At 34.6% G+C, this 609-nt stretch carries 1 protein-coding gene; it reads left to right on the top strand.

All coding sequences use genetic code 11. From position 1 onward, the window contains the following. Positions 1 to 609, top strand: a 609-nt coding sequence (locus KH893_RS11460) for a hypothetical protein (protein ID WP_281166233.1), incomplete at both ends; no start/stop codon positions are given.

Raw genomic sequence — 609 nt, 5'->3', positions numbered from 1 at the left:
ACAGGGTGCTTATCAGATTGTCGGCAGCCACAAACAAAGAAAAAAATTTATAACAGGCCTTGTCAAAGCCAGTGGAAAAACATACGACGAACTTCTAGCGGAAAAATTTGGTTCTTTCGAATATGATAGCTTGTATTTTACCGTTGCTGCAGTCGTTCTAGCTTTAACGAGTTTTCTTATCTTTGTATCCCTGTCTTCTCTGATAGTTAAATCAATTGATAAATTAGGGAAAACAATGTTATTGGGTTGGTCGAAACTTGATTTCTTTAAAGCATTGTTAATACCTTTTTTTAACGTCTCGATTTTAATGATTCCTTTGTTGGCTTTGATTGGTTTTTGGATTTCAGGGTGGCCAAGTTTTTCAATCCCTTTAATTAGCTATCTATTTTTGGCAGGTGTATGCAATACATTATTATTATTTATAATCTCTCTTTTTGCCAGTTTAACGATATTTATCATCAAACCACTTGATGCTATTCACGAAAGGATTCCAAAGAAATTTCTTTACTTTTTATACTGCACATTTTATTTAATTTTCAGCGTCTTGCTTGTTTATGGAGGTTGGTCGTTCGATGGTCCGCTTAACGAGCTCTCATATAACGCTCGTCT

The sequence above is a fragment of the Liquorilactobacillus sicerae genome, from assembly GCF_029916425.1.
In the GTDB taxonomy this organism is placed as follows: Bacteria; Bacillota; Bacilli; order Lactobacillales; family Lactobacillaceae; genus Liquorilactobacillus; species Liquorilactobacillus sicerae.
Note: the sequence above shows the minus strand (reverse complement) of the source record. Positions and strands in the feature narration are given on the sequence as shown.